This is a genomic window from Kitasatospora sp. NPDC029367, assembly GCF_055569135.1.
In genome coordinates, this window is sequence record NZ_JBVHYH010000081.1 from 18192 (window position 1) to 40967 (window position 22776).

26 protein-coding genes and 1 pseudogene are annotated in these 22776 nt (G+C 74.2%); 15 read left to right on the plus strand and 12 right to left on the minus strand.

Features of this window, described 5'->3' with window-relative positions; genetic code table 11:
* Window positions 1–474 (minus strand): cupin domain-containing protein (locus ACZ4W5_RS31955; RefSeq protein ID WP_465658511.1); only part of this gene is annotated, 474 nt, incomplete at its 3' end.
* A 170-nt stretch (window positions 475–644) separates the two neighbouring features.
* Here ACZ4W5_RS31955 and ACZ4W5_RS31960 point away from each other — a divergent pair.
* From ACZ4W5_RS31960 to ACZ4W5_RS31975, 4 genes and pseudogenes are all read left to right on the plus strand, one after another.
* Window positions 645–878, plus strand: a complete 234-nt coding sequence (locus tag ACZ4W5_RS31960) for a hypothetical protein (RefSeq protein ID WP_465658475.1) — start codon at window positions 645–647, stop codon at window positions 876–878.
* 16 nt (window positions 879–894) lie between these two features.
* On the plus strand, window positions 895–1710 hold the full coding sequence (locus ACZ4W5_RS31965; RefSeq protein ID WP_465658476.1) for an MBL fold metallo-hydrolase: 816 nt from the start codon (window positions 895–897) through the stop codon (window positions 1708–1710).
* Between the two features lie 178 nt (window positions 1711–1888).
* Window positions 1889–2135: pseudogene (locus tag ACZ4W5_RS31970) on the plus strand (IS110 family transposase); the annotation flags it as partial.
* 150 nt (window positions 2136–2285) lie between these two features.
* Window positions 2286–2564: a hypothetical protein gene (locus ACZ4W5_RS31975; RefSeq protein ID WP_465658478.1), complete on the plus strand. Its 279-nt coding sequence runs from the start codon at window positions 2286–2288 to the stop codon at window positions 2562–2564.
* 403 nt (window positions 2565–2967) lie between these two features.
* Here the strand turns inward: ACZ4W5_RS31975 and ACZ4W5_RS31980 are convergent, their stop codons facing one another.
* Complete coding sequence (locus tag ACZ4W5_RS31980) at window positions 2968–3336, minus strand: hypothetical protein (RefSeq protein WP_465658480.1); 369 nt, start codon at window positions 3334–3336, stop codon at window positions 2968–2970.
* Window positions 3337–4058: 722 nt separating this feature from the next.
* Between ACZ4W5_RS31980 and ACZ4W5_RS31985 the strand changes: the two genes are divergently transcribed.
* Both ACZ4W5_RS31985 and ACZ4W5_RS31990 read left to right on the plus strand, forming a co-directional pair.
* Window positions 4059–4625, plus strand: a complete 567-nt coding sequence (locus tag ACZ4W5_RS31985) for a hypothetical protein (RefSeq protein WP_465658482.1) — start codon at window positions 4059–4061, stop codon at window positions 4623–4625.
* A 1101-nt stretch (window positions 4626–5726) separates the two neighbouring features.
* Window positions 5727–6407, plus strand: coding sequence for a DUF5701 family protein (locus ACZ4W5_RS31990; RefSeq protein ID WP_465658483.1), 681 nt, complete (start codon window positions 5727–5729; stop codon window positions 6405–6407).
* 329 nt (window positions 6408–6736) lie between these two features.
* Here ACZ4W5_RS31990 and ACZ4W5_RS31995 read toward each other — a convergent pair whose 3' ends face one another.
* Both ACZ4W5_RS31995 and ACZ4W5_RS32000 read right to left on the minus strand, forming a co-directional pair.
* Window positions 6737–7060, minus strand: coding sequence for a DUF6193 family natural product biosynthesis protein (locus ACZ4W5_RS31995; protein ID WP_465658484.1), 324 nt, complete (start codon window positions 7058–7060; stop codon window positions 6737–6739).
* A gap of 195 nt (window positions 7061–7255) precedes the next feature.
* The gene (locus ACZ4W5_RS32000; RefSeq protein WP_465658486.1) at window positions 7256–7762 is read right to left on the minus strand and encodes a hypothetical protein; all 507 of its coding nucleotides are present in this window, start codon (window positions 7760–7762) and stop codon (window positions 7256–7258) included.
* Window positions 7763–7814: 52 nt separating this feature from the next.
* On the opposite strand from ACZ4W5_RS32000, the gene ACZ4W5_RS32005 reads away from it, so the two are divergent.
* The gene (locus tag ACZ4W5_RS32005; protein ID WP_465658488.1) at window positions 7815–8357 is read left to right on the plus strand and encodes a MarR family winged helix-turn-helix transcriptional regulator; all 543 of its coding nucleotides are present in this window, start codon (window positions 7815–7817) and stop codon (window positions 8355–8357) included.
* A 142-nt stretch (window positions 8358–8499) separates the two neighbouring features.
* Here ACZ4W5_RS32005 and ACZ4W5_RS32010 read toward each other — a convergent pair whose 3' ends face one another.
* On the minus strand, window positions 8500–9756 hold the full coding sequence (locus ACZ4W5_RS32010) for a cytochrome P450 family protein (RefSeq protein ID WP_465658490.1): 1257 nt from the start codon (window positions 9754–9756) through the stop codon (window positions 8500–8502).
* Window positions 9757–10103: 347 nt separating this feature from the next.
* On the opposite strand from ACZ4W5_RS32010, the gene ACZ4W5_RS32015 reads away from it, so the two are divergent.
* The 7 genes from ACZ4W5_RS32015 (at window position 10104) to ACZ4W5_RS32045 (ending at window position 16128) form a co-directional block, all read left to right on the plus strand.
* The gene (locus ACZ4W5_RS32015) at window positions 10104–10859 is read left to right on the plus strand and encodes a DedA family protein (protein WP_465658492.1); all 756 of its coding nucleotides are present in this window, start codon (window positions 10104–10106) and stop codon (window positions 10857–10859) included.
* A complete protein-coding gene (locus tag ACZ4W5_RS32020) occupies window positions 10856–11971 on the plus strand; it encodes a sensor histidine kinase (protein WP_465658493.1) in 1116 nt (371 codons plus the stop codon). Before ACZ4W5_RS32015 ends, ACZ4W5_RS32020 begins: the two co-directional genes overlap by 4 nt.
* Window positions 11962–12606 carry a response regulator transcription factor gene (locus tag ACZ4W5_RS32025; protein WP_465658494.1) on the plus strand — a complete coding sequence of 215 codons (645 nt, stop codon included), beginning with the start codon at window positions 11962–11964 and terminating at the stop codon, window positions 12604–12606. Before ACZ4W5_RS32020 ends, ACZ4W5_RS32025 begins: the two co-directional genes overlap by 10 nt.
* Window positions 12607–12772: 166 nt before the next feature.
* Window positions 12773–13237 carry a MarR family transcriptional regulator gene (locus ACZ4W5_RS32030; RefSeq protein WP_402491657.1) on the plus strand — a complete coding sequence of 155 codons (465 nt, stop codon included), beginning with the start codon at window positions 12773–12775 and terminating at the stop codon, window positions 13235–13237.
* Between the two features lie 439 nt (window positions 13238–13676).
* On the plus strand, window positions 13677–14717 hold the full coding sequence (locus tag ACZ4W5_RS32035; protein ID WP_465658496.1) for a terpene synthase family protein: 1041 nt from the start codon (window positions 13677–13679) through the stop codon (window positions 14715–14717).
* A gap of 74 nt (window positions 14718–14791) precedes the next feature.
* On the plus strand, window positions 14792–15322 hold the full coding sequence (locus ACZ4W5_RS32040) for a hypothetical protein (RefSeq protein ID WP_465658498.1): 531 nt from the start codon (window positions 14792–14794) through the stop codon (window positions 15320–15322).
* Between the two features lie 158 nt (window positions 15323–15480).
* The gene (locus tag ACZ4W5_RS32045; protein ID WP_360232329.1) at window positions 15481–16128 is read left to right on the plus strand and encodes a DUF1707 SHOCT-like domain-containing protein; all 648 of its coding nucleotides are present in this window, start codon (window positions 15481–15483) and stop codon (window positions 16126–16128) included.
* Window positions 16129–16167: 39 nt separating this feature from the next.
* Here the strand turns inward: ACZ4W5_RS32045 and ACZ4W5_RS32050 are convergent, their stop codons facing one another.
* On the minus strand, window positions 16168–17370 hold the full coding sequence (locus ACZ4W5_RS32050; RefSeq protein ID WP_360232326.1) for a hypothetical protein: 1203 nt from the start codon (window positions 17368–17370) through the stop codon (window positions 16168–16170).
* A gap of 148 nt (window positions 17371–17518) precedes the next feature.
* On the opposite strand from ACZ4W5_RS32050, the gene ACZ4W5_RS32055 reads away from it, so the two are divergent.
* On the plus strand, window positions 17519–18172 hold the full coding sequence (locus ACZ4W5_RS32055) for a hypothetical protein (RefSeq protein WP_360232323.1): 654 nt from the start codon (window positions 17519–17521) through the stop codon (window positions 18170–18172).
* Window positions 18173–18304: 132 nt separating this feature from the next.
* Here the strand turns inward: ACZ4W5_RS32055 and ACZ4W5_RS32060 are convergent, their stop codons facing one another.
* The 6 genes from ACZ4W5_RS32060 to ACZ4W5_RS32085 form a co-directional block, all read right to left on the minus strand.
* Entirely contained in the window at window positions 18305–19615 is a 1311-nt protein-coding gene (locus tag ACZ4W5_RS32060) for an alpha/beta hydrolase (RefSeq protein WP_360232320.1), read from the minus strand.
* A 210-nt stretch (window positions 19616–19825) separates the two neighbouring features.
* Window positions 19826–20797: a zinc-binding dehydrogenase gene (locus ACZ4W5_RS32065; RefSeq protein WP_465658501.1), complete on the minus strand. Its 972-nt coding sequence runs from the start codon at window positions 20795–20797 to the stop codon at window positions 19826–19828.
* Window positions 20798–21013: 216 nt separating this feature from the next.
* Window positions 21014–21217 (minus strand): DUF397 domain-containing protein, encoded by a 204-nt coding sequence (locus ACZ4W5_RS32070; RefSeq protein WP_465658503.1) that lies wholly within the window; start codon window positions 21215–21217, stop codon window positions 21014–21016.
* A gap of 23 nt (window positions 21218–21240) precedes the next feature.
* On the minus strand, window positions 21241–21447 hold the full coding sequence (locus ACZ4W5_RS32075) for a DUF397 domain-containing protein (protein ID WP_465658504.1): 207 nt from the start codon (window positions 21445–21447) through the stop codon (window positions 21241–21243).
* A 22-nt stretch (window positions 21448–21469) separates the two neighbouring features.
* On the minus strand, window positions 21470–21679 hold the full coding sequence (locus ACZ4W5_RS32080; protein WP_465658506.1) for a DUF397 domain-containing protein: 210 nt from the start codon (window positions 21677–21679) through the stop codon (window positions 21470–21472).
* Window positions 21664–22503, minus strand: a complete 840-nt coding sequence (locus ACZ4W5_RS32085; protein ID WP_360232308.1) for a helix-turn-helix domain-containing protein — start codon at window positions 22501–22503, stop codon at window positions 21664–21666. The genes ACZ4W5_RS32080 and ACZ4W5_RS32085 overlap by 16 nt, the downstream gene beginning before the upstream one ends.
* Window positions 22504–22776: the final 273 nt, after the last annotated feature.

Genomic DNA, 22776 nt, shown 5'->3' on the forward strand with positions numbered 1-22776 from the left:
GCCCGCATCCTTGCCCCGGCCCGCACCCTCGCCCCCGCCCCGGCCCGTGCCCCGGCCCTGGCCCGTGCACTCGCCTGTGCCCTTGCCCTTGCCCTCGCCTGTGCCCGGGTTGTCCTTCTGCGGGCGGGGGAGGGCTGTCAGGGCGGTGTGCAGTTCGGGCAGTGCTCTGGCCTGATGGTGTGTCAGTTCGCGGTCGGAGAGGGTGTGGGCGGCTTCGTGGGGCAGCAGTACTGCGTCCCCCTGCTCCAGGAGCAGTGGTTCGCCGTCCTCGGTCAGTAGTCGGCACGAGCCGGACAGCACCACGTGGAATTGTGCTCCCGCGTATCCCGGGATCCGCACTCCCCAGGGTCCCGTCACTCGCAGCCGTTCGTAGGAGGGGCGGCCCACCCGGACCGCGGCGATCGCGTCACTGACCAGGTCCGTGGCCGCCCAGGATAGTGGGCGGGCCGGTTGATGAGCCGATCGCGTATCCAGGCAAGCCGATGGAGCACTGAGCCGCTCACCCCGGTCTCCGTAGCGTCGACCCGAAGACACCAGACACCAGACAGCAGACAGCAGACATGCAGACAGCCGACAGCAGCAGGCGGCTGGCGGCAGCAACAGGCGCCTGGCGGCAGGCAGTTGACGTATCGGGAGGGCCGGTCATGGAACGGATCGACATCGGGGATGCGCAGATCATCCGGATTCTGGAGTGGCAGGGGCCTTTCGCTCCGGCTGCCCGGATCGTGCCCGGGGTCTCCGACTCGGCTTGGCGGCGCGTCGGCGCGGACCACTTCGACCCCGTGGACGGCTTCTACCTGGGCGCCATGCAGGCCTGGGTGGTGCGTACCGGTGGGCGTGCCGTGCTGGTCGACACGGGTGTGGGTGATTGGCCGTGAGCGCCCGGGGCGTGTGATGTTCCATCGTCGTAGGGGTCGTTTCCTGGCGTTGCTCGCCGAGGCCGGTGTCCGGCCCGGGGACGTCGACATCGTTGTCAACACTCACCTGCACGTCGACCACGTGGGCTGGAACATTCGTGAGCGGGAGGGGCGGTGGGTGTCGGCGTTCCCCGACGCCGTCTGCCACGTGCCCGCTGACGGCCTCGCGTTCTTCGACCCTGCCGCCGCTCATCCCGCCCGTACCGGGGGCGGTGTGGATCCCGCGGTGTGGGCGCAGTGGGACCAGGTCTTCGCCGACGGTGTCGCCCCTGTGCCGGCCGCCGGACAGGGCGCCGCCTGGGGCGGCACCCGCGTCGTCGGTGCGGGCCTTGTCCTCGAACAGGCTCCCGGTCACACCTCCGGCTCGTGCGTCCTGGGTCTGGAGTCGGCGGGTGGGAGCGCCGTCTTCGTCGGGACCTGCTGCACTTGCCGGTTCAGCTCGCCCACCCGGCCTGCGGCAGCTGTTTCTGCCTGGATCCGGCCCGGGCCGCCGCGGGGCGTCGCCGGATCCTCCGGCAGGCCGCGGAGCGGCGGGAGTTGGTCGTCCCCGCGTACTTCGCCGGGCCCGGCGCGGCCCGGGTGGAGCGCTCCGGGGCCGGCTTCGTCCCGCGCTGGGCGCGCTGGGCGCAGGACAGTGGGGTGCCCGCCGTTCCCCCGACGTGGCGGGCACCCCGGCTTGTGGGTGGCTGTTTGTCGGGGGTGGTCGGGGGATGGCAGCGGGGTGCCTGCCGTTCCCCCCGGTTACCGTCTTCGTGGCCCCGCAAGGGGGCTCCCGGCCTCCGGCTTGGCATGACTGTCCCCCTGTAGTTCGCATGATCCGGGGGGTGGTGTCGCCGGGCCGGAGGCATCGGTAGACCGCTGATAGGGGCAGGACCACCACCAGCTCGCTGGGGGGCTCTTCGTAACGTGGAGGCCGGCGACTGATGCCACGTCAGCGAGGTCGGGACAGCACGACCTCGTGAGGGATCAGCGTGATCGACACCGGCGATGTGGACGTCTTCCTCGGCCCGGGGCGTCGGCAAGGGCGAACACCACGGCACCGCCGTGACCGCGGCCGGTAAGCGCGTTTTCGACAAGCGGCTGCCGAACAGCGAACTCATGACGCGGGCCGTGCCGGACAAGCTCACCGCCAAGCACGGCACGGTCCTGGTCGTCGTCGACGAGCCGGCCTCCATCGGCGCTCTGCCTCTGGCAGTGGCCCGGGACGCCGGCTGCCGGGGCCACCCAGGCTCTTCTCTGCCTGGCCAGACGCCGGGTGGACGTCCTGTTCGCCGTGCTCCGCGACGGCACCTTCTACGAATCCAGACCTGCGGCCTCGACGTGACACCACCTCTTGCCCGCTGGAAGCAGCCGTGATCCGCTCTGCCCATGGACGCCGAGAACTCTGAGCACCTGACGACCATCGGCCGCTGGCTCGCCGGCGAGGTGGTCAACAACACCGTCGGCATCAAGGTCGCCGGTGGCCCGTTCGACGGCCGTACCAAGATCGTGCTCCTCGGCCAGGACGGGACACCACCCGCGCGTATACGGGCATCCGGTGGCCCGGCCGGCCCGACCCGGCACGCCTACGAAGCGGTCCGCTCCGCCGACACCCGAGCCGGCTGGATCTACGCCTACACCGGCCCTGAGCCGACCATGGGCAGCTGAGGAACAGCCTCGACCCGCTTGCCAAACACATAGGGGCACCCCCGGTGCGGCGGGCGCCCCGGCCCGGGGGCGGTCGTTCCCCGGGCGCGGCGGGCACCCCGGCCCAGGGGTGGCTGTCCGTCAGGGGTGGTCGGGGGTCGGCGGTGGGGTGCCCGCCGTTCCCCCGACGTGGCGGGCGCGCCCGGCCTGTGGGTGGCTGTCTGTCGGGGGTGGTCGGGGGTCGGCGGTGGGGTGCCCGCTGTTCTTCGGGTGCGGCGGGCGCGCCCGGCCTGTGGGTGGCTGTCTGTCGGGGGTGGTCGGGGGGTGGCGGTGGGGTGCCCGCCGTTTCCCCCGGTGCGGCGGGCACCCCGGCCTGAGGACGGCCGTCCGTCAGGGGCGGCCGTTCGTCAGGGGTGGTTGTTCGTCAGGGGCGGTCGAGGGTGATGGAGTTGATCGGGCCGAGGTCGTAGTAGACGCCGTTCTGGGCGGGGATGTCGTACACGCAGTCGGTGCCGCCGTAGCCCCGGCACAGGTGGGCGTGGGCGCCGCCGGTCTGGTTGTTCAGCACCCAGTGGTTGCCGTACTGGCCGCTGAGGTTGTGGGCGCCGTAGCTCCAGTACACGGCGCTGGGGGAGGAGGCCGGGTTCTGGTTCTGCGGGTAGAGGCACACGGCGCCGGACGGGCAGCCCGCCCAGTCGCCGGTGACGGCGGCGCCGGCGCCGCCGGTGCCCACGGCGGTCAGCGCGGCGGCCGCGATCCCGACGGCGGCCAGGGCACGGGTGATCCTTCGCATGGGGTTCTCCCTCGCTGGTGGAGCGGCCCCCGCGTTCCGGGCGGGGGCCAGTGCTCGTCAGCGTAGGAACGCGCACCGGCCGGCGGTCCCTGACATCCGACAGGGGCGTGCCGCCGGGCCGCGGGCGCCGGGAGGTGCTACGGGCCCCGGGGCGCGGCGGGCGCGGCGGTGGCCGGGCGGGCGGTGAAGGCGGTGGCGCGGGTGGGGGCGGTGGCCGTGGTGAGGCTTGTCGCTCTCGCGGTTGCCGGGGCCGGTGACAGTCGTGCCGTCCGGATGGGGACCGCGGTGCGGGGCGTGCTGGCGGGGCCGGGCGGTGTGCCGGGTGTCCCGGCGGTGCGCGGGCGGTTCGCCCGGGATCCGGGGGCGGCTGTTTGGCGGGCGGCCGCGGCGGTTTCGGTGTGGGCCGAGGAGGCGGGGTGTCGATGCGGGTCGTCCTGGCTGTGGGCCGGTTCAGGCAGTGCTGTCCTGGGGGAGGCGCCTGTCGTGGGGGGTGGTGTCGCGGAGTGTGGCGGGCAGGGCGCCTGTTTCCGGCAGGTTGAACGAGAGCCGCTCGGGCAGTGGTTCGAGAGCGGCTTGTGTGTTCGTGAGGGTCTCTGGCGGTGCGTTGGATCTTCGGATCGCTGGTGCCGTTGCTGCCACTTGCCGGTGGTGTGTGTGCGGGTCCCCTTGCCGAGCCCGATGGGCCCTGCCGGTGTCGTCGCCCGTGTGTCACCATGCGGCGCATGATTCCTGGAACGGAGCTGACGCAGGAGGCTTTGGCCGGGCGTGGCTTCTGCGGGTTCGTGCCCTTCGGCGAACTGGACGACAGCCGTGTCCCCGGGGAGGCCGGGATCTACGTGGTGATCCGCTCCACGACGTCCGAGGCGCAGTTCCTGTCCCGTAGTCCCGCAGGGCACTTCCGAGGGCGCGATCCGTCCGTATCGGTTGATGCGCTGTCAGCGGCATGGGTCGGCGGGGCCACGGTTGTGTACGTCGGCAAGGCGTCGGCGGGCAAGGACGGCCGGCGCGGCCTTCGCAAGCGGCTCGACGAGTATCGCCGGCACGGAGCCGGCCAGGCAGTGGGTCACTGGGGCGGACGCTACATCTGGCAGTTGCGGGACTCCGTGGCCCTTCTCGTCGCCTGGCGGCCGACACCTGGGCAGGATCCAGGGGAGGCGGAAGCGAGCCTGATAGCGGAGTTCGTCGAGCTCCACGGGGCACGCCCCTTCGCCAACCGGAACCGAGGGGTCACCGCGGCACGGAGCGAGCCGCACCGGCACGGGGCCCATGGGAGTAGCCGACTGGAGTAGCCGACCGCTGCGTCCGGACACCAAGGACGGCCGATCGGATGCCGGCCTCCGTGGTGGTGGAGTGGCTCTCGATCTCACTGCCCGAGTGGCTCCCGATCCTCCCGCCCAAGATCAGGACGCCGATGCGTCGGCGGGCGAGGCGCAGGAGGGCCCGGGTGCGGGTCTTCGCGCGGCCTCGCTGCCGGCGTCACGCGCCACCGCGAGCGGCAGGGCGCCGATCGGGGCCGGCCGGTCGGCGGTGACCGGGACCCTGGCCGGACTCGGCAGCGGGCCTGTCGAGGACGGCCCGCTGTTTCGGGTCGCTGTCGGGCGGCCGCTCGTCGGACACGGTCCTTCCCGCTGCGGTCGGGCCGTGGCCGTGGCGGTCGCCCCTTTCCGGCGTCCAGGCCGAGGACGACCGCGATGTCACCGGTGGCGAACACCGGACCCCGCCCGGGGGGCGTTCGCCGTCCTGGCCTCGCCCGTCGGCGCCGTTCGCGCGCATCCACGGTACGCAGACCCGGCACCCGGCCGGGGGGTTGTGCTCGGCCGGGTGCCGGTCAGGCCTCTCATCGGCGCTCACACGGTGCTCCGGGCCCGGTGACACCACCCCCCGGGTCATGCGATCGGCAGGGGGCCACAGTCATGCCGGACCCGGAGGCCAGGAGCCCCGTTTCAGGGCCACACAGAAGGTAACGGGGCTCGCTGTCCGGCCGGGGCCGTCGTCGCGGTCGAGGACCACCGGCTGTCGGCGGGGCGGGGGACGGCTGTTTCTTCCGGCTTGTTGGGGCCCCGCCGTTGCGGATTGCGCCGGCCCCACGTCTGCCCTTGGCGGGTGACGCGGTGAGGCACCTTTCAAGAGTCCCGGACTCAACCGGCCCCGCCCCTGGATCGGGTGACACCGGGCGACCACCGCCGGTCCCCGCCGTCGGGGCTCTGCCGGTGCCGAAGGGACGCCCCGCGGCAGGCCTGGTCCGCGAAGGCGTCGCGGCGGACCCGGACGGGGCGGCTGGGGCGCGTGCGCAGTCGTGAGCACGGGACGGGGCGCAGGCAGCGGCGGGAATGTTCTGCCGGGCCGCCTCGTTGTCCCGGGCCCGTCCACGCCGCTACCCCTGGAGCATCGTGCCCGAAACCACGTCCGCCATCACCGCCGTTCTCCCCGCACTCCCGGCCCTGAGCGCGCAGGCCGAGCGACTGATCGAGCTGGGGGTGCACGAGAGCGCCGGGCTGTCCGCCACCGAGCTCCGTACCTTCGCCGCGGCCGCCGATGCCCCTGCGGGCGGTCACAGCGCCCTACTCGCCGTCCACCCGGACAAGGCCCCTGCCTCCGCCCTCGCGCCGCTGCTGCGCCGCGACGGCAAGGCGGGCTTCGTCGTCACCGACATGCCCGACGTCGACCTGTTCACCCCGCTCGACACGCTCGCGCTGCCCGACTCCCCGCTCTACCTCCTCACCGGCCTCAACCGCGGCGACCAGATGGCCAATTGGAGCCCCAACGAGGCGCTGCCCGCCCTCACGGCAAAGGCCCGCACCCCCTTGCTGCTCACCGAGGGCATCCACTGGGTGATGCAGCAACCCGCCGTCCTGGAACGCAACCACTGCTTCATGACCATCGGCTCCCGGCTGCGCAAGCCCAACGGCGCCCTTGACGCCCGCACCCCGGCACTCTGGATCAGCAACGGCACCGGGCGCGATGGCCGCGAGCGCCGCAACGCCCCCAAGGTCGGCTGGTGCTGGGCGGGCAACCGGCACACCTGGCTGGGCTTCGCCTCCGCCACGGGCCGCCGGGTCCAGGGCCCGTGAACAGCCGTGGTCATGGGGCGGGGTTCAGGCTGCGGAGCCAGGTGATCGAGCCGCGCAGCTGAAACTCCGCCGGCAGCTCGGCTGGGACGACTCGGGCGGTGCGGGCGAGTGGCGTGTGCGGCCGGGCGGCCGGGCGGCCGGACGGGGCATCCGCGCCGGCGGTCGAAGCGCCGGGACCGCCAGGCGGGGCCACTCGAACCCGGAGCTTCGGTGGGGCCGGCGGAACCCGCAATGGTGGGGCCGCAACAGGTCGGTACGGACCGTACGGCCGGCGCCCCGGCGCCCCGGGGGCGCCGGTGATCACGGGGGCGGGGCGGGCCGGGGGCGGGTCAGGGGGCGGTCGGGGGCAGGTGGGCGGGCAGGGCGGCGACGGCCTCCTCGGGGGTGGCGGTCTCGGCCGGCAGGCGTTCGTGGCCCGGGGCGTGGACCCGGTAGGGCGGGCCGGAGCAGACGATGGACGCGATGTCGCCGGCCCCGACGCGCGGCGGCGCCTCGTGCAGCAGGTACGGGGTCCCGTGGGAGGGCCAGGGGTGGAGGCCGCGCAGCCGGGGTCGGGCGTACGCGGCCCCGACGACCAGGGCATCGCCCCGGCGGGCGCCGGTGCCCGCCGGCAGGAGGCGCCGGGCGGTGGGGATGTCGCGGCTCTCACGCACGACGGGCGGTCAAGGGCGCCCGCCCCGGTGCGGGGCACCCCGGCCCGGGGCACCCCGGCCCGGGGCACCCCGGCCCGGGGCGGGCCGGTGCGGTGCGGGCCGGTGCGGGGCGGGCCGGTGCGGGGCGGGCCGGTGCGGGGCGGGCCTTTGCGCGGCACCCCGGTGCGGGGCGGGCCGGTGGGCGCACGGCCGCTCTCACCGTTCCTCGGTGAGGGTGTCCGGGTGCCCGGCCAGGCGCTCCAGCAGGGTCATCAGGGTGGTGAGCTCCTGCGGCGTCAGACAGGCCGTCAACCGTTCCCGCAGCCCGGCGGCCTGCGCGGCGGCGCGCCGGTGGGCGGCGCGGCCCCGCTCGGTCAGGGCGCCGCGGCCGTCCGCGTCCAGGACGACCCAGCCGCGGGACGCGAGCCCCTCCAGGTGCGGGCGCACGCTCGCCTCCTCGGGGCGCAGGAAGGGGGCCAGTGCCGCGTCGAGCGCGGCGGTGTCCGCCGGCCCGCGGGAGAGGGTGTCGAGCACCTGCCAGTCGCGCCGGCTCAGCGCGTCGGCGGCGAACAGGCGCGCCATGGACTGCTCGAGGGCGTCGTCGACGTGGCGCAGCCAGTACCCGAGAGGGCGCTGCCCGCGCCCGTCGGGCAGGCCGGCGGCGGCGGGCGCGGTGACGGGTGTGGCGGCGGGTGTGGTGGCGGGTGTGGTGGTTGCGGGCATAACAGGTCCCCCCTGATGCATGTCCTTTGACAAAAGTTGTAACCTAGCATGCATGTCTGAGCGGGAGAGGAAGCACCAGGAACTCGGGCCGGACACCGCCGAGAACGTGTCCGCCGCCGAGGACCCGAACGCCGCCGAGGACACGTCGGCCGCCGCTGTCGAACGGGCCATGGTCGCCATCCGCCACAGCCAGACCCGCCGTTCGCTGGGCCGCATCGCCCGGCCCGAGGACGCCGGCGCGATCGACCCCACCCTGTTCGGCGTCCTGGACGCCGTCGAGGCCCACCCCGGCCGGTGTGCCGTCACCGACGTCGCCACCGCTCTCGGTGTCGACCAGCCCCGGGCCAGCCGCCTGGTGCTGCGCGCTGTCGGGCAGGGCTGGCTGGAACGCGGCAGCGACCCGCGCGACGCCCGCCGCACCCTGCTCGCCCTCACCCCCGCCGGGCGCGCCCAGGTGGAGGCCGCCCACCGGATGCGCCGCGTGGTCTTCGCCCAGGCGATGGCCGGCTGGAGCGAGAGCGACCGCACCGCGTTCGCCCGCCTGATCACCGCCTTCGTCGCGGACTTCGCCCGCACCGTCGCCGACCGGCGGTGAACCGGTGAGCCGGTGAGCCGGGGGCCCGATCGCCCGGCCCCTGATCGCCCGGCCCCGGCTGCCCGTCCTCAGCCGTCCCGGGTCAGCCGTCCCGTCCTCAGCGGTCCTGTCCTCAGCGGTCCTGTCCTCAGCGGTCCCGTCCTCAGCGGTCCCGGCTCAGCAGTACCGGCAGTGACCGGTGCCCGTTGGAGATCAGCGAGTCCACCGGTTCCAGCTGCGCCCCCGGCAGCAGTGCCAGCCGGGGGAAGCGTCCGAACAGGGCCCGCAGCGCGGTGCGCGCCTCCAGGCGGGCCAGTGGCGCGCCCAGGCAGAAGTGCGGGCCGTGTCCGAAGGCCAGGTGGTCCTTCACCGGCCGCGTCACGTCGAACACCGCCCCGTCGGTGCCGTAGCGCGCGGGGTGGCGCCCGGCGGCCGCGTAGGCGGCCAGGATCGCCTCGCCCCGGCGGATCGTCACCCCGCCGGGCAGTGCGATGTCCTCGACGGCGTAGCGCAGCGGCAGGTGCGCCACCGGGGCGTCGCGGCGCAGCGACTCCTCGACCACGTCCTCCCAGCCGGCCTTGCCCGCGCGCACGAGGTCCAGTTGCCCGGGGTGGGTGAGCAGCAGCGTGATGGCGTTGTCGATGAGGTTGACGGTGGTCTCGTAGCCGGCCGAGACGATCAGCAGCAGGGTGTCGCGCAGTTCCTCCTCGCTGAGTGCGCCGCCGTCGCCCTCGGTGTCGCGTACGGCGATCAGGGCCGAGGTCAGGTCCTCGCCCGGCCGGGCCCGTTTGGCGGCGATCAGCTGGTCGAGCATGCCGTAGAACGCGGTGGCGTTGGCCGCGGCCTCGTGCGGGGTGAGGGTGGTGTCGAAGACCAGGTCGACGTGGTGGCGGAAGCGATCGCGCAGGGTGTCGGGCAGGCCGAGCAGGTGGGCGATGACCCGGATCGGCAGCGGGTGGGCCAGGCGCTCGCGCAGGTCCACCGCGGTGCCCGCCGGGGTGGCGGCGACGGCGTCCAGCAGCTCGTCGGTCAACTCCTCGATGCGGGGGGCGAGTTCGGTGACCCGGCGGGTGCTGAACGCGGCGCCGGTCAGCCGGCGCAGCCGGCGGTGGTCGGCGCCGTGCGCGGTGAACATGTTGCGGGCGCTCACCCACAGGGCCAGCGGCCAGTCGGGCACCAGGCGTTCGAAGTCCGGCCAGTGCAGCAGCGGGTCCTTGGACACCCGGGGGTCCTTGAGCAGGTCCTCCAGCAGCAGCGGGTCGGCGACCGACCAGGCCGGCACGCCGAGGATGTCCACCGGGGTGGCGCTCCCGCGCGCGCACAGCTGCTCGCTCTCGGCGTCGCGGGAGCGCCCGGTGGGGTCCAGGACGAGGCGGTGCCCCACCGGGCACCCGGCCGGCCGGTTCGACTCGTGGTCCACGACGGCTCCTTCACGCGGGTTCGAGGGCTCGTGCGGTTCGTGCAGGTCGTGCGGCGCGCGCTGTACGGGCCGTACGGCTGTGCGGGCCGTGCGCGCTGTACGGGGCTGTACGGGCTGTACGGGCTGTGCGGTGTGTGTCCGCCACCGAGGATGGCCCGCCCGCGCGCCGCCGTCGAGACCGCCTACCCCCGCCCCGCCGGCCGGCCACCCCCGACGCACCGTCAGGCGCCCGCCCGCCGGCGCGCGGAAGGACGCCCCCGGGCCGGCGGGTGGCTGCGGAAAACCACAGCAGGACCGGGCGGAGGACCGCATGGTGCCCGCCGGCGCCGCTGCCTAGCGTGAACCGCATGATCACCACCCCGCTCCTGGCCACCGCCACCACCGTCACCACCCCCTCCGCCGCCGCTCTCACCGCGCTCGCCTCCGCCGTCCCGGCCCCCGCCGCCGAACCCGCCGGCGGCATTGCCGGATGGGCCGCCGACGTCATGGACGCCCTCGGAGCCGCCGGCGCCGGCCTGACCAACCTCGTCGACACCGTCCTGCCGTTCATCCCCAGCGAGATCGTCCTGCCCCTGGCCGGATTCGCCGCCGGCCAGGGCCGGTTGAGCCTGCTCGCCGTCATCGCCTGGACCACCGCCGGCTCCGTCGCCGGCTCCTGGATCGTCTACGCCGCCGGCGCCCTCCTGGGCCGCGAACGCACCCGCGCCCTGGCCACCCGCATCCCCCTCGTGCGCCCGCACGAGATCGACCGCGCCGAGGCCTGGTTCGCCCGCCACGGCCGCAAAGCCGTCCTCCTCGCCCGCATGGTCCCCGTCCTGCGCAGCCTCATCTCCCTGCCCGCCGGCATCCAGCGCATGCCCTTCGCTGCCTTCACCGCCCTGACCGCCCTCGGCAGCCTGATCTGGAACACCGCCTTCGTCCTGCTGGGATACTGGCTCGGCGACAACTGGCCACTGGTGGAGGAGTACGGGGGATGGGTCTCCAAGGCACTCGTGGCGGGCGCGCTCCTGGCCGCCGCCCGCTGGTTCACCGTGCGCCTGCGCCGCCGCCCCCGCCCCCGCCCCCGCCCGCGTCCCCGCGCCCGCGCCCGGCACCGGGTGTGAGGCACACCGCGGCGGCCGCCGCCGGCCTCGCCCTCGGCACCCTCACCGCACTCGCCGCCCCCGCCGCCCTGGCCGCCGCCGCCCTCACCCGCACCCCCCGGCTCCCGCTGCGCCTGGCCCACCTCGAGCGGCGCAGGGTCACCGCCCTGCTCGGCGCGCAAGCACCCGAGGCCGCCGGCGCGCAAGCACCCGAGGCCGCCGAGGAGATCGACCCGCGCCGCGCCACCGCCTACCTGTGGTGCCGAATCCCCGTCGGCCTGCTCGGCGGCGGCGCCCTGCTCCTCCTGGCGGCCGGCGCCTGGACCGCCGCCACCGGCCTGTCCGCCTGGCTGACCGGCCACGACGCCGACGGCATCGCCCCCAGCTGGCCCGTCGCCGGCTACCTCCTCACCACCGCCGCCCTGCTGCTCTTCCTCGACCTGGCCGGCCTGGCCGCCGTCGCCGACCTCGAACGACGCCTGCTCCACCGCCACCTGGGCCCCGACGAACTCACCCTGATGCGCCGACGGATCGACGAACTCGCCGCCTCCCGCTCCGGCATCCTCGAAGCCGTCGACGCCGAACGCCGCCGCATCGAACGCGACCTGCACGACGGACTGCAACAACGCCTGATCGTGGTCGCCATGCTCCTGGGCCGCGCCCGCCGCCGCAACAGCGAGGACCTCTTCCACCAGGCCCAGACCGAGACCGAACACGCCCTGGAGGAACTGCGCCAGGTCGCCTGGCGCGCCTACCCCACCTCCCTGGACCAACTCGGCCTGCGCGAAGCCCTCGCCGTCGACGCCGAACGCTCACCCGTGCCCGTCACCATCCACGGCGACCTCACCCACCGCCCCACCCCCGCCGTCGAGACCGCCGCCTACTTCGCCGTACGCGAAGCCCTCACCAACGCCGCCAAACACGCCCAAGCCACCCGCATCGACGTGACGATCCACCAGGAACCCGGCACCGTAAGGGTATCCGTCCACGACGACGGCCACGGCGGCGCCGACCCCGCCGGCGCCGGCCTGACCGGCCTGGCCCGCCGCATCAGCGCACTCGACGGCCACCTCACCGTCCACAGCCCGCCCGGCGGGCCCACCCACCTCACCGCGGAGCTGCCGTGCGCCTGATCATCGCCGAGGACTCCGCCCTGCTGCGCGCCGGCCTGGCCCGCCTGCTCGCCGACGAAGGACACCACGTCATCGCCGAGGTCGGCGACGCCGACGCCCTGCTGGCCGCCGTCACCGCCGACCCCCCGGACGTCACCGTCGTCGACGTCCGCATGCCCCCCACCCACACCGACGAGGGCCTGCGCGCCGCCCTGCACCTGCGCGAGCACCACCCCCAGGTCGGCGTCCTCGTCCTGTCCCAGTACGTCGAACAGCGCTACGCCGCCCAGCTGCTGGCCGCCGACACCCGGGGCGTGGGCTACCTCCTCAAGGACCGCGTCGCCCGCGTCGAGGAATTCCTCACCGCCCTCGAACAGGTCCGCACCGGCGCCACCGTCCTCGACCCCGAGGTGGTACGCCGCCTGCTCGCCCGCACCCGCCGCACCGACGACCTCGAGCGCCTCACCGACCGCGAACGCACCGTCCTCACCCTGATGGCCCAGGGCCGCACCAACACGGCCATCGCCCAGCAACTCTTCATCTCCAGGAGCGCGGTGGAGAAACACGCCAACGCCGTCTTCGACAAACTGCGCCTGCCCCGCGACGACGCCACCAACCGCCGCGTCCTGGCCGCCCTGCGCTTCCTCAACAGCTGACCCCGACCGGCCCCGGCAGCCCCCGACCGCCCCAACCTCCGACCGGCCCCGGGGGAGCGGGCCCGGGACGACCGCGCGAACCCGCTTGACCTCAAGCCGACTCGAGCTCCTACGGTGATCACGTCCCGAAGACCCGACCCACCCGAAAAAAAGGGGGCGCACCGCCGTGACGCTCAAGGAGTACCCGCACGAAGTCCTGGCCGCCCAGCCCATCGGCGCCTGGAGCGCCGAGGTGTTCCACCGGGTGGTGGGCGCCCTGCGCGAGCAACTCGCCGTCGAGGACCTCACCCAGCCGCACTGGTGGACACTCAACCACGCCGCCGGCGCCCCCGGCCGCTGGAACCGCACCACCCTGGTCCAGCGGCTGGCCCGCTACGACGACCTCGGCACCGACTTCGACACCGTCTTCGACGACCTCACCGCCCGCGGCTGGCTCCTGGAGGACACGGCCACCGGCGCCATGTCCCTCACCCCCGACGGCGAGGCCGCCCGCCTGCGCGCCCGCGACCGCAACCACCGCGTCCACCTCCAGGCCCACCAGGGCGTCGACGAGGCCGACTTCGTCACCACGATCAACGTGCTGCGCCGCATCACCGCCAACATGGGCGGCGAGGGCAACCTCCCCGACTGACCCGCCCGGCGACCGCCTGCGGGCCCGGCCCGCCCGTACAGGAGGTCGACGGGGGTGACCTCCTGTACCGGCCGTCCGGACCCGCGGCCGTCCGGCCCCGCGACCGTCCGGACCCGCGCCCGTCCGGACCCGCGCCCGCCCGCCGCCCGGCGACCGACCGCCGTCCGCCGTCCGCCGTCCGCCGACCGCCGAATGCCGAACGCCCGCACGGGCGGGGAACGCCCGTCGGGCCCCGCCGCCCCCCGCAGGGCGGACGGCGGCCCGCGCGCGGGCCCGGACCCGGCGGCCACCGCCGCGCCGTGCGCCGGGGGTGCTCCCCCGTGCGCTCTTCCGCAGCCGCCGCCGGGTCCACCACGCTGGGCCCGGACCGTCCACGGGGGCGCCGACGGTCCCCACCCGGGCCGTCAGGCCCCGAACCGGTCGGGAGAGCGGAAGGCGTATGCCCCAGGACGTCGAGTTCACGGTGCCCCTCGAGAGCCGGGTCAGCCCCGACCTGCCCCGGGCCCGCCGCCACCACCTGGCCTGGGTACGGGAATCGGGCCTGCTGCGCGGCGAGGAGGCGCTGCGCCGCTACGAGTGCCTGCGGGTGGCCGACAGCGCCGCGTACGGCTTCCCGTACGCCGCCGGCGCCGACCTCGACCTCTGCTTCGACCTGCTCGGCTGGCTCTTCCTCCTCGACGACCACCTCGACCACCACACCGACAACCACGCCGGCGCCCACACCGACGACCACGGCGACAACCACCCCGCCGCCCGGCCCGCCGCCCGCCCCGGCGCCGGCGCCGCCGCCCGCACCGAGGACGCCGTCGCCCTGTGCCAGCAGCTGGTGGACCACCTGCGCTACGGGACGCGCCCGGGCGCCGGGGCCGCCCCCGTCGTGGCCGCCTTCGCCGACTGCTGGCAGCGGATGAGCCACGGCATGTCCCAGGAGTGGCGCCGGCGCACCGCCCACGACTGGGTCGACTACCTGGCCGGCTGGCCCACCAAGATCGCCGACCGGATCCCCGGCGCCCTGCCCGACCCCGCCGCCCACCTGCGCGCCCGCCGCCGCACGATCGGCCTGCGCCCGCTGCTCGCCCTCGCCGAGCGCACCGGCCACTACGAGGTCCCGCTGCCCGCCTGGTGCTCCAGCCACCTGGAGGGCATGCGGATCGCCGCCTGCGACGCGATCATCGCCATGAACGAGGTCCACGCCCTGGAACGCGACGAGGCGAGCGGGCGCCCCAACCTCGTCCTGAGCCTGATGCACCACCAGGGCCGCGCCCGCCCCGAGGCCCTGCGCGAGGTCGGCGACACCGCCCGCCGCTCCGTCGAGACCTTCCTCCAACTGCACGCCTGCCTCCCGCAGTTGGAGCGCGACCTCGGCGGCCGCGTACCCGAACTGGCCCGCTACGCCGACGCCCACGCCGCCTGGATCCGCGGCTACCACGACTGGGGGCGCACCGCCCCCTGCTACGAGGACGTGCGGCGTCCGGGCTGAGGTACCGCGGGGTGCGGGCGGCCCCTATCATGGGCGCGCTCCGCTTGATGATCACCGCTCCTGGGGGACTGCTGATGACCGGTACCGTCGTCGTGCACGCCGAATCACCGGTGTTCGGCCTGACGAGGCACACCTTCGGCGTGGTGGTCGACGGGGTGCGGGTCGGCACGGTCAGACAGGGCGACACCGCCCGCTTCCCGGTGCCCGCCGGAACCCACGCCGTGCGGCTGGCCACCGGGGACCTCACCCGCTCCAACACGGTGAGCGTGCAGGTCGGCGAGGACCGGGAGTTCCTGGTCGCGGGCCGGGGCACCGGCCTGGGATTCGCCGTCCTGGTGCCGGCGCTGGCCCCGTTCGCGATGGTCCCCTGGACCTACGTGGTCCCGGTCATGGCGCTGACGGCCGCGGTGCTGTGGGCCGTCCCCGGACTGCTGTTCCGGGTACGGGCCGTGGGCGACTCCTTCCTCCCGTCCGGACCGGGCGACGAGCACACCGGACCCGCCGGGAGCGCCGGGAGCGCCGAGGAGGAGGGCGCAGGCGCCGGCCTGTGGTGGGAGTCGGACCCGGCCCTGGCCAAGCGCTTCCGCAAGTCCGCCGGCTCCTGAACCCACCCCGACCAGCGGCCCCCAACCCCCCGACCCCGCAGCCCCCGGCCCCCGCGGCCCGGGTTCTGGCTCCGGACCTGGCGGGGACGGCACAACGCGATATACCGTATCGCGATATAGCGTAAGTTGCTGCCGAGCTCAGGACGGGAACCGCAACCATGCCTGGAGAGACCTCGCCGGCCCCGCGGCCCGCCGCCGCCCCGCCCGCCGCCGCCGTGCCCGCGCTGCGCGCCTCGCACGCCGACCGGGACCGCGTGGTCGCCGTCCTGGGCGCGGCCGCGGGGGAGGGCCGGCTGAGCGCCGAGGAGCTGGACGAGCGGGTGGAGGCCGCGCTGTCGGCCCGTACCGTCGCCGAACTGGCCGAGCTGACCGCCGACCTGCCGCCGGTGTCGGTCTCGGCCACCGGGGCGGTGGCGCAGGTCCGGGACGTCCTGCGGATCGAGCAGCACTTCACCAGGACCGAGCGGGTGGGCGCTTGGGTGCTGCCGCGCCGCCTGGAGGTCGCCGCGCAGTGGTGCCACGTGAAGCTGGACTTCACCCAGGCGGTGCTCACCCACGACACCCTGGAGATCGACCTCGACATGCAGGGCGGCACCCTGACGCTGGTCGTCGGCCCGGGCGTCGTGGTCGACCCCTACGCCCTGGCCCTGGAGTTCTGCAAGGTGAAGGGCCACCAGGACCCGGACCCGCACGCCCCGGTCAGGCTGCGGATCGAGCTGATCGGGAGGAAGAGCTTCGGCCGGGTCGTCGTGCGCCGCTCCCGCCGCCGGCGGGGCCGACGCGAGGCGCCGGCGGCCGGCGACTGACCCGGCGCCCTGCCGGCCGGTGACTGACCCCCCGCGCGGTCAGTCCTCCTCGCCCTTGCCCCGCTTGCTCCGGCCGGTGGAGCCGCGCCCGGTGCCCCCCGACCGCTTCCCGCCCGCCGGGGCGGCCCGCTCCTTGGCGTCGACGGCGCCCCGCAGCCGGGCCTGCGCCCCGGTGATGCGCCCGGCGAGGGCCTGGTCGGCGTGGCCGGTGACGGCGGGCGTGGCGGCGGCCCGTCCGAGCGCGGTCACCGAGTTCTCCAGGTAGGCCTTCCAGTACTCGACGTGCCGGTCGGTGACGGCCGCCTTGGCGAGGTTGGCGGACAGCTCGTCCGCGTACTGCACGAGGTAGTCGACGGTCTCCTTGAGGTAGCCGCCGTCGATCCCGGTGCGGCCCGCGTGCTCCAGCTCCCACACGTGGGTCTCGATCTCGCGCATCGGCTGCTGGAGCAGGGCGAAGGTCGCCTGCCCGATGTCGCTGATCACGTCCATGTAGATGTGCGGGTCCGTGCCGTCGGCGGCAGCCTCGTCGGGCATCAGCATGGCCTGGGCGGCGTGGATCAGCTCGTGGCGCAGCGTGCTGTAGATGACGGCGGGGCCGTAGTCGTCGAAGAGGTTGCGGTACAGCGACATGGTGACCTTGTCGCCCGAAGTGCCGGTGCTGGTCAGGGCCATGGGCTTGCCCGCGCCCTGGCGGGAGTGCTTGTAGCCGAGGGTGAGGTTCCCCTCGTCCGCGACGGCCTGCGGCAGCTGGTCCAGGACGTGGCGCAGCAGCGCGTCCAGCGCCGCCTGGCGGACGGCCTTCGCGCCGGTCCCGGTGTCGGCCTTGGCCTGTTCCAGCTGGGTGACCAGGGCGGCGGGCAGGTCGGGGACCGCCGGTGACGGCTCGTCGGCCTCGGGCAGGTCGTCGGAGGCGGTGCGCTGGAGCACGCCGGCCGTGGCGGGGCGGGCCTCCATCTCGGCGCGGGCCGCCTGCGCCTGGGCCTGGGCCTGGGCCGGCGGGTGCCCCGCGCCGCGCGGCACGCCGTCGACGGTGGAGCGCTGCACCATCCGGGCCACGGCGGCGTTGCCCGCCCCGGCCTGCAGGGCGAGCAGCCGCCCGCCGGGCAGCCGGGCGCCGGGCGCCTGCCCGGGGCGGACGGGGCCGGGGGAGCGGTCCGGGCCGGGGGTGCGGTCGGTACGGGGGGTGCGGTCGGCGGCCGCCTCGCGGCTGCCGTGCTGCCGCTCGCCGTCGTGTGTGCGCATGGGTTGGTCCCCCCGGGGTGTCCGCTGGCCTTCCATGGTCATCCGGCGGTGCGGTGCGGCGGAAGGGCCGTGGGGGCAGCGCTGCGTGCCCGTACGGGCAGTTCGGGCGGGGTGCGGCACTGTCCGGCCGCCTGCGAGGATCACCGGTATGACGCCACCGCCGCCCGCCGGCCCCGACACCCGAGACACCCCCGACGGCCCCGACGGCCCGTTCGCCGTGCTGGGCGAGCCCGTTCTGGCCGTCGCGGACGAGCGGCGCGCCCTGCTCGCCGTCGCCGGTGCGCACGGGGACGACGAGCAGGGCAGGGTCGGCGTCTTCGACGTCGGCGCAAGCCCCCGGCGCCGTCTGCTGGCCGACACGGGCTGGCCCGTGCACGCGATGGCCTTCCACCCGGCCCGCCCGCTGCTGGCCGTGGGGACCGGGGACTACGACGGCGGCTACCACTTCGAGGGGGAGCTGCTGCTGGTGCACCTGGAGAGCGGCACCGTCCGCTCGCTGATCGGGGGCCGCTCGGGGCGCCAGGTCCTCGCCCTGGAGTGGCTGGACCACCAGGACCTGCGGGTCGTAGTGGCGCCCTACGACGACGAGGAGGACGAGGCGGCCCACGTGCAGGGGCACGTCGCCGTCGTCCGCCGCCCCGACTGGACCCGGGTCGGCGCGAAGTCGCTCACCCCCGGGGACCTGACGGGCCCCCGGGTGCCGGCGCCCCGCCCCGACGGGCGCGAGGCCGCCCGCCGCACCGTCGCCCGCCTCACCGCCCCGCGCACCCGCCGCCACCACACCGGCGCCCGCCCGGCATGAGGAACCCCGCAGCAGCGGTGGCCGGAGCAGGAAGTCGGCCCGGCCGACTTCCCACTCCGAGGCCCGGCCGCCTGCGAGGCCCACGGGCGGCCGTCGCAGGCGGCCGGTTCCGGGGCACGGGGATCGGGGTCGTCAGGACAGCTGGTCGAGGACCCATTCCGCGAGGACGCCGGAGACCGCGCTGTGCTCGGTGTTCTCGGTGTCGAAGGCGACCTCGTCCAGGTGGAAGCGCTCGGGGCCCTGGTCGAGGAGGTTGAGGTTCGGGTCGACGTCCCAGGCGATCGGGTCGTAGACGAGAGCGGAGGCGCTGACCGCGGGGACGAAGGCGCCGCTGCGGTGGTCCTCGCTGATCTTCGCCTTGATGGCGTCGGCGACCTTGCCGAAGGAGTCCAGGGTGCCGCCGGGCACCCCGTCCAGGGCCGGGACCTCGGTGGTGGTGGAGCGGCGCAGTTCCAGGCCGACGTGCATGCCGCCGATCCGCTGCCCGGCGCCGCGGTCGGGCTGGAAGCGGGCGGTGGCGCTGGCGACCAGGGCCTGCCAGTCGAAGGCGATCTCGCCGGCGGGCAGCGGGCGCCCGGTGCCGTCGCCGCGGCCGTTGGCGACGCCGAGCAGGCGCGGGCGGCGCGGGAAGTTGCCGAGGTCGGCGAGCTCGCGTACGAAGTCGGTGCGCAGGTCGCTGGCGGTGGCGACCTCGCCCGAGTACTTGGCGTCCGGCACCCAGGCCCAGAGCAGCTGCTGGGCGGCGGGGCTGCGGATCAGGTCGGCCTGGGAGGGCTGTCCGGGCTCGGGGGGTGTGAGCTTCTCGAAGAAGTAGGCCATCTGCTGGAGGATCAGCGGGATCCAGGCGCCGTTGTGGGGGGAGTCCCAGGACAGGTAGGTGGCGGTCTCGTGGTCGAAGTTCTCGCTCTCCAGCTTGGCGAGCGCGTAGCGGGTGATGATGCCGCCCATGCTGACGCCGCCGACGGTCAGCGGCTCCTGGCCGAAGCGCTCGGCGAGGGCGCGCCGGATCGCCTGGATCACGACCTCGGCGTTGTGCTGGATGTGGGTGTGGCGCTCGTCGAAGCCGATCAGGACGACGTCGTGGCCGCGGGCCAGGAGCTGGTCGAGGAAACCGGGACGCCCGCTCTCGTAGGGGGCGTTGAAGTGGTTGAACAGGGCGGGCAGGTCGCTGGGGCCGTAGTTGAAGCCGTCGGCGAACAGGAACGGCTTCGCCAGGTGGGTGCGGCTGCTGCCGTAGTAGACGGCCGCGGTGCCGCTCGCCCGCCCGCCCGCCAGCTCCCAGGTCGCGTCGGGCACGCGCACGCCCGGCAGGCCGATGTCGGTGGCGAAGAAGATGTCGGAGGCGATCGTCGCCGCGACTTCGGCGAGTTCCTCCGGGGTGAGCTCCGTCCCGCTGGTGGTGGACAGGGAGGTGGAGACGTCGATACGGGGGGTCACAGCCATGGTGTACCGCCTCGGTCCGGGGGGGGGCTGGTTCGTGGCCGACCGTAACGGCACGGTCACTCACCGCACCAGGTGCTGACCACTATTGGCCGAAAGCGACCGGCACGGACAGCACGAACGCGGAACCGCCGCCCCCCGGCCGTACGAGGGGCGACAGACCGTCAACTACACACGCCAAGAGCCGAATTCACCACCCTGCCTCGGCCGCGGTCAGACCAGGAGCAGCGTCTTGCCCAGCGCACTCCGCCCCTCGATCGCCGCATGCGCGTCGGCCGCCCGCTCCAACGGGAACGTCTGCCCGACCACCGGCCGCACCCGGCCCGCGACCGCCTGCGCCATCACCTGCTCCGCCCACGGACGCATCCGCGCCCGGAACCCGAACAACTGCTCCACCCCGATCACCTCCACCCCGCGCCGCTGCGCCTCCTCGGGCTCGATCACGGTGAGCCGGCCGCTGGAGGCGCCGTGCACGGAGAACCGGCCGTGGCGGGCCGTCAGCTCGAAGGCGGCGCGGCCGATCTCCCCGCCGACGCCGTCGAAGACGATGTCGACGCCCGCGCCGCCGGTCACCCGCAGGACCTGCTCGGTCCAGTCCGGGGCGGAGTAGTCGATGGCGGCCTCGGCGCCCAGGTCGCGGACCAGGTCGAGTTTGCGTTCCCCGCGGGCGATCCCGATGACCCTGGCCCCGGCGGACCGCGCCAACTGCACCAGCAGGCTGCCGAGTCCGCCGGCCGCCGCCTCGACCAGCACCCACTGTCCGGGGGCGATCCGGGCCCCCTCGACCAGGCCCGTCGCGGTGCTGCCGTCGGAGTGCAGGGCCGCCGCCTCGCGCAGGCCCAGCCCGTCGGGGACCGGGATCAGGCTCTGCGCGTCGGCCGCCGCCCGCTCGGCGAAGGCACCCGTCGATCCGGCGTCGGCCAGCACGGAGCGGCCGATCCAGCCCGGATCCACGCCGTCCCCGACGGCGATCACCCGGCCGGCCACCATGCCGCCCGGTATGTAGGGCAGTTCGGGCCTGGGGTGCCACTGGTCGACGCCCCGGCGGATCTGCGTCTCGATGAACGTGATGCCCACGACGGCGACGTCGACCAGCACCTGCCCCGCCCCGGGGACGGGCTCCGGCGCCTCGCTCGGAACCAGAACCTCCGGGCCCCCGAAACGCACTGCCTGCACGGTCCGCATGCTGATCACTCTCCTGCTCGGACGACATCGACTTCGACGTCCCGGATTCTTCAACCTCAAGCGGCCTTGAGGTCAAACCGTCCTGCGGTTGACGGGTCAGGAGGAGGAGCCGACGGGCGGCAAGTGATCGGGCCGTCACGATCGGACTGCGGACGGTGGGGGAGCAGGAAGTCGGCGGGGCCGACTTCCTGTGCCTCCGCCGGGGCGGAGCTGCGGTCAGCGGGCGTCGAACTCGCCGGTGCGGACCGCGGTGATGAAGGACTGCCAGGCGGTGGCGGGGAAGACGAGGGCGGGGCCGTGGGGGTCCTTGGAGTCGCGGACGGGCATGGCGTCGGGGATGCCGTCGGCGACCTCGATGCAGCCGTTCTGCCCGCCGCTGTACGTGCTCTTGCGCCAGGTGGTGATGTGCGTGGTGTCCATCGCAGGTTCCTCCCGAACGGGGCCTACTGGGCGTCGAACTCGCCGGTGCGGACGGCAGTGATGAAGGACTGCCAGGCGTCAGCGGGGAAGACGAGGGCGGGGCCGGAGGGGTCCTTGGAGTCGCGGACGGGCATGGCGTCGGCGAAGCCGTCGGCGACCTCGATGCACTGTCCGCCGTTTGCGCCGCTGTACGAGCTCTTGCGCCAGGTGGTGATCTGTGTGGTGTCCATCGCGGTTTTCTCCTGATCGGGCCTACTGGGCGTCGAACTCGCCGGTGCGGACGGCGGTGATGAAGGACTGCCAGGCGGTGGCGGCGAAGATCAGGGCGGGGCCGGAGGGGTCCTTGGAGTCGCGGACCGGCATGGCGTCGGCGATGCCGTCGGCGACCTCGATGCACTGCCCGCCGCCCCCGCCGCTGTACGAACTCTTCCGCCAGGAAGCGCCAGTCAGGTCGACATCCACTCCAAGTCCCTCCTTGCCGCACGGGTGAAAGCTCGCGATTCGGCCTGACCAAGGGCCTCGATCGCGAGTCGATCGTAGCTCTTGGCCAGTGCGGCAGTTGACTTGGTATCGCGATCGATGTAGCCGCGCTGCTCAATCTCGCCGTAAGCGAGAAGCTTGCGGTTCGGCATGGTAAGGAGGGCCGACATGTGTGTGAACACCCGGTGTTCGCCCAGGGAGTAAGGCGTGATCTGGATGACGATATTGGGGCGAGTCGACAACTCCTCAAGGTGAAGCAGCTGTTCAACCATCACGTCCCGCCCGCCGACGATCCGCCTCAGGCAGCTCTCGTCCAGCACCACGTGCAGTAGAGGTGGATTCGGCCGGTCCAGGATCTTCTGACGGTTGAGCCTGAACTCGATACGTTCCTCGGCCTGATTCTCACACCCGCCGGTTTGCCGGGCATGGCCCATTTCGATGGCCGTTGCGTATGCCCGGGTTTGCAGGAGCCCGTTGACGACGTTGACCTCGACGATCCTGATCTCTTCTGCAAGGGCCTCGTAGCGCGCGTATTCCGGGAAGCCCTCCAGGATCGCCGCATTTTTCAGCTGATACCACATCAGCAGCATGGTGCCGCCGGTGTTGAGCGCGATGTCCGCCAGTTCCGCGAGCTTGCGACTCGGGGGCCGGTGCGCAAGTTCGATGTAGGACAGGTGCGACGGGGAGCACTCCAGGAGCGGGGCCAGATCCTCCAGCACCATGTCCCTGGCCTCGCGGAAGTTGCGGAGCTGGATCCCGAAGGGGGCCCAGGGGCTGGACTCCGGGTCAATCTTCTTCTTGTTCATGGCAGTCCCTCAACTTCCAAGATGCCCGCAGGCAAGTCGCATGCCGCTTCCGATGCTAGGCGGCGCTGGGCCACCATGTGCAACAGAACGTGAAACTCCCATCGCAGAGAGTTCCATTCCCATGGCCCAAGACCAATCCCCCCGTCTCCACGGCTACGGTGTCCGCTGGGACACCGAGGCCCGGTGCTACCGGGTGCGCAACGAGTGCACCGGGGCGTGGCTGTGCAAGCCCAACGGTGAGCGCAGCGGCTTCTCCTCCTTCACCGAGGCCTT

Bases quoted from the DNA above. Each gene is read 5' to 3' on its own strand.
- ACZ4W5_RS31960 (WP_465658475.1), top strand. From the start codon at position 645: ATGGAACGGATCGACATCGGGGATGCGCAGATCATCCGGATTCTGGAG.
- ACZ4W5_RS31965 (WP_465658476.1), top strand. From the start codon at position 895: ATGTTCCATCGTCGTAGGGGTCGTTTCCTGGCGTTGCTCGCCGAGGCC.
- ACZ4W5_RS31975 (WP_465658478.1), top strand. From the start codon at position 2,286: ATGGACGCCGAGAACTCTGAGCACCTGACGACCATCGGCCGCTGGCTC.
- ACZ4W5_RS31980 (WP_465658480.1), bottom strand. From the start codon at position 3,336: ATGCGAAGGATCACCCGTGCCCTGGCCGCCGTCGGGATCGCGGCCGCC.
- ACZ4W5_RS31985 (WP_465658482.1), top strand. From the start codon at position 4,059: ATGATTCCTGGAACGGAGCTGACGCAGGAGGCTTTGGCCGGGCGTGGC.
- ACZ4W5_RS32000 (WP_465658486.1), bottom strand. From the start codon at position 7,762: ATGCCCGCAACCACCACACCCGCCACCACACCCGCCGCCACACCCGTC.
- ACZ4W5_RS32005 (WP_465658488.1), top strand. From the start codon at position 7,815: ATGTCTGAGCGGGAGAGGAAGCACCAGGAACTCGGGCCGGACACCGCC.
- ACZ4W5_RS32015 (WP_465658492.1), top strand. From the start codon at position 10,104: ATGATCACCACCCCGCTCCTGGCCACCGCCACCACCGTCACCACCCCC.
- ACZ4W5_RS32035 (WP_465658496.1), top strand. From the start codon at position 13,677: ATGCCCCAGGACGTCGAGTTCACGGTGCCCCTCGAGAGCCGGGTCAGC.
- ACZ4W5_RS32040 (WP_465658498.1), top strand. From the start codon at position 14,792: ATGACCGGTACCGTCGTCGTGCACGCCGAATCACCGGTGTTCGGCCTG.
- ACZ4W5_RS32045 (WP_360232329.1), top strand. From the start codon at position 15,481: ATGCCTGGAGAGACCTCGCCGGCCCCGCGGCCCGCCGCCGCCCCGCCC.
- ACZ4W5_RS32050 (WP_360232326.1), bottom strand. From the start codon at position 17,370: ATGCGCACACACGACGGCGAGCGGCAGCACGGCAGCCGCGAGGCGGCC.
- ACZ4W5_RS32055 (WP_360232323.1), top strand. From the start codon at position 17,519: ATGACGCCACCGCCGCCCGCCGGCCCCGACACCCGAGACACCCCCGAC.
- ACZ4W5_RS32060 (WP_360232320.1), bottom strand. From the start codon at position 19,615: ATGGCTGTGACCCCCCGTATCGACGTCTCCACCTCCCTGTCCACCACC.
- ACZ4W5_RS32065 (WP_465658501.1), bottom strand. From the start codon at position 20,797: ATGCGGACCGTGCAGGCAGTGCGTTTCGGGGGCCCGGAGGTTCTGGTT.
- ACZ4W5_RS32070 (WP_465658503.1), bottom strand. From the start codon at position 21,217: ATGGACACCACGCACATCACCACCTGGCGCAAGAGCACGTACAGCGGC.
- ACZ4W5_RS32075 (WP_465658504.1), bottom strand. From the start codon at position 21,447: ATGGACACCACACAGATCACCACCTGGCGCAAGAGCTCGTACAGCGGC.
- ACZ4W5_RS32085 (WP_360232308.1), bottom strand. From the start codon at position 22,503: ATGAACAAGAAGAAGATTGACCCGGAGTCCAGCCCCTGGGCCCCCTTC.